This is a genomic window from Candidatus Polarisedimenticolia bacterium (assembly GCA_035764505.1).
Classification (GTDB): Bacteria; Acidobacteriota; Polarisedimenticolia; order Gp22-AA2; family AA152; genus AA152.
Genome location: DASTZC010000216.1, coordinates 1 through 9,744 on the forward strand (window position 1 = coordinate 1; position 9,744 = coordinate 9,744).

Here is a 9,744-nt window from a genome sequence, read left to right on the forward strand (position 1 = left end):
CAGGGTGCGCGCGAAGCTCGTGGGGGAGGCGCCGACCCCCTGCCGGAAGCCGCGCTCCAGCTGGCGCACCGACATGTGGCAGTAATCGGCCAGCTCCGCGATCCGAACCTGCCCCCGGGTGTGATGCAGGAGCTTGGCGGCCGCCTGGATGGTCCGGCGATCGAAAGTCCGCGCCAGGGACTGTCGGACCAGGTGCTCTTCCAGGACGGCCACGGCCTGCTCGAACTTCCCTTCCAGGACCGCGCTCCTCAAGCGCTCCATCAGCGCGTCCCATCCCTTCAAGGGCGTGACGCTGTTGGCGAGCGTCGTGACGTTGTCCTGGACCAGCGCCAGCGCGCCCCAGGCATACAGCCGGGCGGCGACGACCTTCAGCTTCCCGCGGAGCAGCAGGGGGATGGTCTTGTCCTGAAAGCCCACGATGATGGCGGGCGGCAGAGTGATCGGACGTGGCTTCTTCCGCAGCCGGTACGGGTCGCCGAAGTTGAAAATCAGCTCCACGCAGCCGTCGGGAGCGATGTCCTGATCCGTCTCGAAGGAATACTCGGCCTCATGGATCCAGAAGCATTTGACGGTGTCCCGCAGGATCTCGTGCGGCTCGTACTCGTGGTAGCGGTGCATCGCCTTCGATCCGCTCCGCATGAAGGATGGGACCCTGGGAGAGAAGCCTGGGGAGGCTCCATCTTGCCTGCTTCAGGGCGCTGAGTCGAGAGGGGGATCGGCGCGTCAACCCGGGTGGCGCGGGGGAAATGTTCCATGGGCTCAGCCACGCTTCGGCGACCGCCCGCGGGAAGACCCTCATGGAGCGTGGTACGGCGCGGGCTAGAAATCCAGGCGGACGCCGGCGTTGAAGGTCCGCCCTTCCAGGGGCGCCCAGACGTCGGTGGTCCAGGTTCCCTCAGGCGACTGGACCGGCAGCAGCAACGGATCGTGGCGGGTCTGGCGAAAATCAGTGAGGTTCTCGGCGTTGAAGAAGATATGCGCCTCCGAGATGCGCAGCTCCCCGAGAATATTGATCGTCCAGTAAGCCTGGCTGGTGCTGCGATAAGGGTCTTCCTCCAGGCTCTGGGCGCCGACGTAGGAGATCTCACCCCCGATCCGGCCGCGAGCTTCGCTCTCCACGATCAGCGCCAGCTCCCCGGCGTGCCGTGGCGTCAGCGGCGCCTCTCTCAGCCCCGACCCCGCCGGATCCGACTCCTCGGAGTGCGTGTAGGTGTAGCTTCCGATGGCATGCCACGGGCCGTGGCTGTAGCGGACGAGCAGCTCCGAACCGTACGTCTGCAGCGGGTCGGGAGCGTTACGAACCTCAACGGTGCCGGGCAGCGCGGTCGAGTCGACGGTCTGCAGCGCGTGCTCGACACGCGAGGCGAAGAGCGTCCCGTTCAGCTCCCAGGCACCGTGGCCCCAGCCCACGTCGAGCGAGGCACTGCGCGCCCGCTCCGGATCGAGAGCGGCAAGAGGCGCCACGCGCCTCAGACCCACTTCTTCCGTGCGCTCGGTAATCGGGATCGGCAGCGAGTATCCGGTGCCCGTGGAGATCCGGAAGCTCATCCCGCCTCCCGGCCGGAAGAGCACCGAAACGCGCCGATCGAAGAAAGTGCCGTAGACATTCTGGAAATCGAGCCGTCCGCTGACGGCGACCCGGAGCTTTTCCGAAAAGCCGATTTCGTCCTGGGCGAAGAGCGCGGGGGTCGAATAACGGTAATCGAGGTCGTCGCGCTGGCGCATGTCGAGCCGCTCGCCGTTCCAGGCGGCGCCGACCGTCCAGGTATTGGCGTGCGCGCTTCCGGCCAGGCTCACCTCGGCGAAGCCGGTGTCGCGGACCTCGTTCTCCGGCACGTCGTCCAGGCTTCGATCGGAGGAAATCCGCTGCAGCATGCCGCGCATACCGACCAGCAGCCCGCGGTCCGTCAGGATCTGCGCCACCGTGCCCGCGTCGTACCTCCGGGTGTCGAGCGTGTCCTCGAAGGAATCGCCCGCGGGAGTCACGCCCCCCTTCACCGTTCCTCCTTCGCGGTCTTCACCCATCGCGCCGATCGTCGCCAGCAGCGAGTCCCCTGTGCCGTCGTCCCAGAAGAGGCGCGGCCGAAGCGTCGCTCTCCGGTATCCGGCCAGATCGCCCCAGTCGTCGCCGTCCACGTCGAACAGCTCCTGCCGGTGTGCCGAGCCGAGGAGGGTGAAGCCCCAGCGGCCGCTCGCCGGCGAGGCGAAGAAGCCGAGCGCGTCGGTGGCGCGCTGCGAGCTCTGGCTGATGAGACCCGCCGACTCGCTCCCGGGACGGCGCGACACCAGGTTCATCACGCCGCCGATGGCCGAGCCGCCGTACAGGGCGGAGGCGGTTCCCTTGATCAGCTCGACGCGCGCCAGGTCCAGCGGCGGCGCCTGCATGAGGGTGAAGGCGTCGGGAGTGTCGCCGTAGAGGGGGAGGTCGTCGTGCAGCACCTGCGTGTAGCGCCCCGGCAGTCCCTGGAGACGCAGCTCGGAGCCGCCGAGCGAAGGAACGGTCATCTGCACCCGCACGCCGCCCAGCTCTGTGAGCAGGGTCGACAGGTTTCCCGGCGCCAGGCTCTGGTTCTCCTCGATCTCCTCCTGGGGAACGGCCTCGATGCGGATCGGCTCGTCCGCGACGAGGGTGGCGCCGCGGCTGGACGAGACGACCGTGACGGTGTCCTCGAGGCGCTGCTCGCGGAGCTGCACGACCATCACCGTCTCCTCGCCGGGCTTCACCGTTGCCTTGACGGTGGCCGATTCGAAGCCGGCGCGGATGACCGTGACCTCATGCTCGCCCGCCGGCAGGGTGAGGCGCGCCTCGCCGCGCTCGTCGGATCGCACGGTGACGTCGTCCGAGTGGACGTCCGCGGAGGGGATGGGCGCGACGCCGTTGCGGACGCGCACCAGGACGCTGCCCGATTCCTGGGCAAGAATCGGCGAAACGGCCGCCAGCAGCCCCAATCCGACCGCGAGCATCATGGTTTTCATGAAGAGAGCCAACGATGCATGCAAGCCCCTGGTCCGGAGTGCCGCCTGTCAGCATAGCCGGAGCCGCGCCCCGTCGGCCCGGATTGCCCATCTTCAGCCGGTTTGCCGGGATGGGCCTCCGGCGCTCCGACGGCCAGTTTTTTGCCAAATCGCCCAAGCTGGCTTATAAAAGCATTCCCTGGACCCTTTCAGAACCCATGCAAACTGGATATAACACCGGCTCGGCTCGTTGGATTCGGCTCATCCTGGGCGCTCTCGTCACGACCGGGATCGTGGTCTCGATCCTGCTGACGCAGCACCATGAGAATCGAGTCTATGGCGATGCCACCGCGGTCCTCTCCAACTGCCCGGAAACCGAGACCATCAACTGCGACACGGTGAACACGAGCCGCTTCTCCGAGCTGCTCGGCGTCCCGATCGCCGCCTTCGCCATCCCGACCTACCTGCTCGTGCTCCTGCTTCTCTGGAAAGCGCGCCGCACCCCGCGCCTGCTCGCCTATGCGTTCTCGATCGGCATGCTCACCGTCCTCTACTCGGCATTCCTGTTCTATTTGTCCTCTACGCACATCGGATTCATCTGCCTGTACTGCGCCAGCCTGTACGGCATCAACCTGACGATTCCCATCCTGACGGCGCTGGCGGCGCGAAGGTCGCCCGGGTCGTTGCTGCGCGACACCCTGTCGGATCTCATGGGATGGCCGCGGCCGCTGCGTGTCACCGCCTGTGTCTTCCTGGGGCTCCTCGCCGCGACCATCGGCGTGCAGCGGGCTTATCGGGTTCACGTCAAGAAGCGGGCCGCGATCGAGCGCCACCGCATCGAGGAGCAGGGCGGACCGCTGGTGCCCGCGGGCCCCGACTCCGCCCTCCTACCCGAAGAGCGAGTCGGAGCGGGAAGCCTCTTCTTTCCGGAGGCGAGCGCGGCGACGCCGGGACCCGCTCCCGGCGCAGGACCGTACAGGTTGGCGGGTCCGCTGAGCCGCATCGAAAAGGGCGCCAAGATGGAGGCTTTCGACCTGCAGTCCCGGCTGGGACACGGCCGGCCGGTCGCCCTGATCTTCTGGACTCCGGGATACCGTCCCTCGGAGCGTCTGCTCGGCTCCATGACGCGCTTCTTCAAGAGCCAGCTGCCCGCCTTCGACGTCTACCCGGTGGCCGGCCGCGGCGGCAACCAGCGCGACGAGGAGGTCCTCGAGGCCGCCACGATGCTCCAGCTGCCGCGCGATCTACCTCTCTTGATCGACCAGGATTTCGTTCTATCGAAGGCTCTGAACACCATGGACATCCCGGATGTGGCGCTGTTTCGCGCCGACGGGGGCCTGGTGGCCTCCAGGATAAAGGCCCTGGAGCAGAAGCTTGCCCTTCCCACCGGCGGGGTCATCAGCGCCGAAGAAGTGATGCGCAAGATGGCCTCGGGAACCCAGGTCCCCGAGATCAAGCAGATGGCCCCTTATTTCCCCGCGAGGGAGATGGTGGGCTGGTGCGCCCCCGAGTTTCAGGCGAAGAAGTTCGATTCGGGCGAGCCCTTCCATTTCACCGGCAAGCCCGCACACCCACGGCCGCTGCTCCTGATGTTCTGGTCGTCGACCTGCACGCACTGCCAGGTGGAGATACCGCTTCTCGTCTCCTGGCTGAAGAAGAACCCGAACCGCATCGACATCCTGTCGGTCACGCGCATCAAGCCCGATCAGCCGGGCCAGGCTTCCCATCGCGAGATAACCCGCCGCTACATCAAGCAGGAGCAGATCACCTGGCCGGTCCTGGAAGACCCTGACGGCTCGATTACCGAGCTGTATCGCAACATCTCGACGCCCACGACCTTCTTCATCACCCCCGACGGAACGGTCGTCCAGACCTGGCTCTACGCGCACCCCGACAATTTCCCCGCCGCGATGGAAACGGCCCTCTCCCAGGCAGGGAAGGCTTCTTCGGGCGTGTGCAAGCAGGCTCCGGAGAGTCCCGGCTCGCGCCTCGCGCTGGACATGCTCGCGGCCAACGGCACCAAGGTCTCGCTGGCCTCGAAGCTGGACCGGCCGGCCATCGTCCATTTCTGGGCCACGTGGTGTGCCCCTTGCGTCGGCGAGCTCCCGCAGCTCCTGAAGTTCGGTCAGAGCCTGGAAAAATCGGGCACCGGCCGGCTGATCATGATTTCGGTGGAAGATGCCCAGTCCGGTCCTCGCATCGAGAGCTTCGCCAGGAAGCTCGGCCTGCAGCTCCCCACCTTCCGCACACCGACAGGGGAGCTCACGCAGATGCTCGACATCGCCTACCGTCTCCCAAGGACCTATGTGGTGGCCCCCAACGGAGTCATCGTCGGCTCATGGCAGGGCAGCCAGAAGTGGGACGAGCCGAAGCTCGCCGAAGAAGCCACCTGGCGGCTGCGCAACGCTTCCGTGCTGGCCCGATGATTCCCCACGTCGGAAGAGCTTCGGCGCGCAGGTCCCGGGCGGCGATCCTCCTGGTCGCCCTGGGCTCTCTCGCCGCCTGCCAGTGGGCTTGCAGCGCTCCTTCGGAGAGCCCGTCGACCTCCGGCGTCACGCCGGGCACTCCTTCCGATCCGGTGGGCCAAGGCCCGCCGCTCCCGTCGCTCGCGGCCTACCGTGAATCGGTCCAACGCGCCCGGAGCTGGCTGGATACGCTGCATGTCGATCCCGCGGAGCTGCGGGCGCACGGCATCAAGGGAAAGAAAAAGCTGGTCGAGCTGCTCGACGCCTACTACGAGCTCTGGAAAGTGGCTCCGCCTCGAGAGCGCGAAGTCCTCATGGCTCGAATCCGCGAGGTCGTGAAGGTGACCTACGAGCCGGCCTATCACGACATGCTCACCATCCGTGACGAGTGGTTCAAGCAGGACGCCACTTCCTACCTGCGCGCCGCCTTGCTGATGGAGCGTCTCGGCCTCGACATCTCGATGTACCGCGCCGAGATTGCCAAAATCCACGACCGCCTCGACGCGCACATGCGGGAGCGCGGTCCGCATCAGCGGGAGGTCTTCCACTGGTACTACCGGGACTTCGGTCTTTCCGAGCCCTTTCCGCTGGAGGAAGCGCGCAACGAGGGAGTGATCGCGCACCGCGAGAATCCCGCCGTCATGTCCGACCCCCAGGTCTACGAGCTGACGCACGAGATCTATGCCCCCTTCGAGTACGGCGACAAACGCGATGTGAATCCCTTCGACGGATCGGAAAGGAGCTACCTGCGCAACACCCTCGATCGGCTGCTGCGCCGGTACCTTGCCAGGAAGGACCCCGATCTCGTCGCCGAGCTGCTCGAGTGCGAGCACTATCTGATGATGGATGACGGACCGGCTTCCCGGGAAGCGGTCACCTACCTGCTGGAGAGCCAGAATCAGGACGGCTCGTGGGGCAGCTACCCGCGCCAGCGCCGGCTGCTCGGGGACTACGTGAAGCAGGGCTTCGAGCTTCACACCACGATGGTCGTCATCGGGGCCCTGGCGGTGGAGTACGAGAAGCGCGTCTCCTAGCCGAAGGTCTTCCTTTGCCCTCCCACGACATCGCGGGGCGCCTCCAGTTGACGGCAGCTACGTGCATGGCGCGTAATACGATCGACTCAGAATGCGCGAAGAAGCAGGCGACTTTCGAGGTGAGATCATGTGCAGGAACATCCGGACTCTTTACAACTTCGCTCCGCCGACGACCGACGAGGAGGTGCATGCGGCGTCGCTCCAGTTCGTCCGCAAGATCAGCGGCTTCACGCGCCCCTCGCAGGCCAACGAGCCGGCTTTCGAGCGCGCCGTGGACGAAGTGGCGCGCGCGGCGCGCAAGCTGCTCGACAACCTCATAACGAGTGCGCCTCCCAGGGACCGCGAGGTCGAGGCGGCCAAGGCGCGCAAGCGCGCCGCCCAGCGCTTCGGCAGGCCATGAAGCGGCTTCTGGTCGCGGCGGCCGTCGTGGCGTGCGCGGCGACCGCCATGCTCCAGGCGGCTCCCGCCGCCAAGCCTCCTCGCAAAGCACCCCCTCCACCGGCGGGACCCGACCCTGCCCGCCGCAGCTTCGAGCGACGCGCCGTCGAGGCGGCCATCTGGGGGATGCCCGCGGTATCGATGGCCGCCTTTCGCAAGAGCCTGCCGGGGATCGGGGCCGAGGCCAACCAGGTCATCTACTTTTCGAAGCCGCTGGAGCCCCGGCACGAGCTCCTGACCGCCAACAACAACACCCCCTACGTTTTTTCGGTGCTCGATACTCGCAGCGGACCGGTGGTCCTGGAGGTGCCGCCCGCCGGCGACAAGGTCGTGCTCTTCGGAAGCGCCATCGACAGCTGGGAAGTTCCGCTCGTCGACGTCGGACCGACCGGTGATGACGCAGGCCAAGGAGGCAAGTACCTCTTCCTGCCGCCGGGATACGATCAGGAGGTGCCCGAGGGCTACCTCGTCGTCCCTTCAACGACCTATTTCGTACACGTCGCCCTGCGCCCGATCATCGCCCAGGGAGGCAAGCTCGAGGACGCGGTGGTCACCAGCAAGACTCTCAAGGTCTATCCGCTGGTGCAGGCTGCCAACCCGGAAACGCGCTATGTCGATGCCTATCCGAAGCCCTGGAAGACGCTGCCGGTCTACGACGTCACCTTCTTCCGCGACCTCGCCCAGGTCGTGAAAGACGAGCCGGCGCAGGAAAAAGATGCGGCGATGTTAGGACTGCTCGCCTCGATCGGCATCGAGAAGGGAAAGCCCTTCGACCCCACGGGGGAGACGGCGCGGGGTTTCGATCAGGCGGCGCGCGAGGCCTATGCCGCGATGCAGGACTACTTCATTACGATGGGCAAAGGACAGCTGCAAGTCTGGCCGGACCGGCAGTGGGGCGGGTTGAACCTGACTCAAAAGGAGGGCTTCACCTTCGTACAGAACGGGATACTGCGGGTGGACGAGCGGGCGGGCGGCTTCGCTTTCCTGGGGACCTGGCTCCCCAAGAAGCTCGGAGCGGCCAGTGCCTACCTGACGGCTGTTCGCGACAGCACCGGGAAGCCGCTCTCGGGGCAGAAGAGCTACCGGCTTCAAGTGCCGGCCGACGTCCCGGTGCGCGATTTCTGGTCGGTCATCGCTTACAGCCTGAAGACCAAGTCGATGATTCCCAATCCCATAAGGGCGGGACTGTCCTCTTACGACAAGCCGCGGATGAAAATGAACGCCGATGGCAGCGTGGACCTCTATTTCGGACCACGGCCGCCGGCCGGCAAGGAGACGAACTGGATCCCGACCGATGAGGATTTCTTCCTGATGTTTCGTCTCTACGGCCCTGCCGAAGGCTTCGCTGAATCCTGGAAGCTGCCGGACGTCGAGCTGATGAATGGGCCTCAAAAGTAAGGCCGGCGATCCATCCCGGCTCGCCGGCCTGTGTTTGGCGTTCCGACCCGCTCTTGCCTGCCGAAGTCCTAACGACGCTCCCAGGTGACCTGGAAATCCCGCGTCGTCTCCGAAGCCAGGGCGTTGACCAGATCCCCGTAAGCCTGATCGGGATCGTCGGAGTCGAAGGAGAAGTTCCTGCCGCTGGAGACGCTGATCTGGCCCACTTCCCTGGCGCCCTGCGCCGAGCTGCTCCAGAGGGAAGCGCCGGTGGAGGTCTCGATCAGCTGCACCGCCAGCGTGGCGTTCACCTGGGCCGACACGTGGCCCCCGCGCAGGCTCGTCAGGAGCTGCACGTTCGGCTTGATGTCCGACACGGTCACCTTCCCGGTGAAGATGCTCTGGACGCCATGCTTCTCCCCCAGGACGCGCAGCGCCTCCGCGTCCAGCCGGTCGCGTAACACCGAGCGCAGCGCCTCCGCCTCGGTCCCCAGCGATACGATGCGGACCAGTCCCTGGTCGCGGCGCGCCATCTCGATGAACCGAGAGGTGGCCAGCGGACCCAGCTTTCCCTTCGAGCTCGAGCTGAATTCCACGACGCCGATTATCTCGTGCTCTTTGAGATTGACGCGCGGCGGGACCTGGACCGACTGCACGGTCTCATGATGACTGGCACAGCCCATGGCGCCCATCATCGAGAGCACGATCATCGCGAGCATTGCCGTCCGCTTCATAGTGAACGTCCTCCAGCCAATGGACTCCCTGGGCCCGAGCCTTCGGACCCGACGGGGCTGAAGATAGGTTCCGCTCCCCGCACGGACAACCGCCGGGAGCGCGTTGGCGCTCAAGGCGGAAGTTCATTTTCGTAATCAGCGGCTCGGCTGTCTGAAAAATGGATGGGCCGGTGCCCCGGCGCTTGCGGGAGTGTCAGAGGATCGCCGGATGCTCCGTTTTCATTGCTCGTAGTTCTCGACGATCTCCTTCGGGCGGACACGCGCCTTGTCGGGATCCTCGCCAAACTCGCGCAGAGCGCGCCGCTGGCGGAGCAGGTCCCAGCACTGGTCGAGCTCGACCTTGATGTCCTGCAGGCGAGTCTTCTCTCCGTCCGACAGGCTTGGCTTTTCGTACAGGCCGTGCTCCTCTTCCACCAGTTTGGCGATGTGCTTCTGCACGGGCCGATCGGCGTCCTGATTCTCCATAGCAATTCTCCATTTGTTGCAACGATGTAGTCTGGTTACTTCCTTCTACAGAAACATCTCCATTTTCGGGTGGCGTAATGAGACGGGGGAACAAGCAACGCACCACCATGAACGCCATCATAGCTTGGACATTGTGACAATCACAGCAGAGATGCAGGTCAGGATCGTCGAAGAAACGAGGTGTCGCGTATCGGAAATCGAGTTAACACCGAGGCCGTCGAGCCGCCCGGATCGCAAGGCGCGTCGAAGCGCCGCGTACCCAAAGCGGTACGCAAG

Annotated in this window: 8 protein-coding genes; 4 read left to right on the forward strand and 4 right to left on the reverse strand. The window is 65.6% G+C overall.

The window, feature by feature from the left end:
- A partial coding sequence (locus VFW45_14340) for a DUF6597 domain-containing transcriptional factor (protein HEU5181964.1) occupies positions 1-618 on the reverse strand: 618 nt, incomplete at its 3' end.
- 201 nt (positions 619-819) lie between these two features.
- A complete protein-coding gene (locus tag VFW45_14345) occupies positions 820-2,976 on the reverse strand; it encodes a TonB-dependent receptor (protein HEU5181965.1) in 2,157 nt (718 codons plus the stop codon).
- A 197-nt stretch (positions 2,977-3,173) separates the two neighbouring features.
- On the opposite strand from VFW45_14345, the gene VFW45_14350 reads away from it, so the two are divergent.
- The 4 genes from VFW45_14350 to VFW45_14365 all read left to right on the forward strand — a co-directional run bounded on the left by VFW45_14350 (position 3,174) and on the right by VFW45_14365 (position 8,290).
- Positions 3,174-5,381: a redoxin domain-containing protein gene (locus tag VFW45_14350; GenBank protein ID HEU5181966.1), complete on the forward strand. Its 2,208-nt coding sequence runs from the start codon at positions 3,174-3,176 to the stop codon at positions 5,379-5,381.
- Positions 5,378-6,454, forward strand: coding sequence for a hypothetical protein (locus VFW45_14355; GenBank protein ID HEU5181967.1), 1,077 nt, complete (start codon positions 5,378-5,380; stop codon positions 6,452-6,454). The genes VFW45_14350 and VFW45_14355 overlap by 4 nt, the downstream gene beginning before the upstream one ends.
- 127 nt (positions 6,455-6,581) lie before the next feature.
- Positions 6,582-6,854, forward strand: coding sequence for a DUF2277 domain-containing protein (locus VFW45_14360; protein HEU5181968.1), 273 nt, complete (start codon positions 6,582-6,584; stop codon positions 6,852-6,854).
- Positions 6,851-8,290: a DUF1254 domain-containing protein gene (locus VFW45_14365; GenBank protein ID HEU5181969.1), complete on the forward strand. Its 1,440-nt coding sequence runs from the start codon at positions 6,851-6,853 to the stop codon at positions 8,288-8,290. Before VFW45_14360 ends, VFW45_14365 begins: the two co-directional genes overlap by 4 nt.
- A gap of 68 nt (positions 8,291-8,358) precedes the next feature.
- On the opposite strand, the gene VFW45_14370 is transcribed toward VFW45_14365, so the two are convergent.
- Positions 8,359-9,003, reverse strand: coding sequence for a hypothetical protein (locus tag VFW45_14370; protein HEU5181970.1), 645 nt, complete (start codon positions 9,001-9,003; stop codon positions 8,359-8,361).
- A gap of 219 nt (positions 9,004-9,222) precedes the next feature.
- Positions 9,223-9,468 (reverse strand): DUF2630 family protein, encoded by a 246-nt coding sequence (locus VFW45_14375; GenBank protein HEU5181971.1) that lies wholly within the window; start codon positions 9,466-9,468, stop codon positions 9,223-9,225.
- Positions 9,469-9,744 lie beyond the last annotated feature (276 nt).

Bases quoted from the DNA above. Each gene is read 5' to 3' on its own strand.
- VFW45_14345 (HEU5181965.1), bottom strand. From the start codon at position 2,976: ATGAAAACCATGATGCTCGCGGTCGGATTGGGGCTGCTGGCGGCCGTT.
- VFW45_14350 (HEU5181966.1), top strand. From the start codon at position 3,174: ATGCAAACTGGATATAACACCGGCTCGGCTCGTTGGATTCGGCTCATC.
- VFW45_14355 (HEU5181967.1), top strand. From the start codon at position 5,378: ATGATTCCCCACGTCGGAAGAGCTTCGGCGCGCAGGTCCCGGGCGGCG.
- VFW45_14360 (HEU5181968.1), top strand. From the start codon at position 6,582: ATGTGCAGGAACATCCGGACTCTTTACAACTTCGCTCCGCCGACGACC.
- VFW45_14365 (HEU5181969.1), top strand. From the start codon at position 6,851: ATGAAGCGGCTTCTGGTCGCGGCGGCCGTCGTGGCGTGCGCGGCGACC.
- VFW45_14370 (HEU5181970.1), bottom strand. From the start codon at position 9,003: ATGAAGCGGACGGCAATGCTCGCGATGATCGTGCTCTCGATGATGGGC.
- VFW45_14375 (HEU5181971.1), bottom strand. From the start codon at position 9,468: ATGGAGAATCAGGACGCCGATCGGCCCGTGCAGAAGCACATCGCCAAA.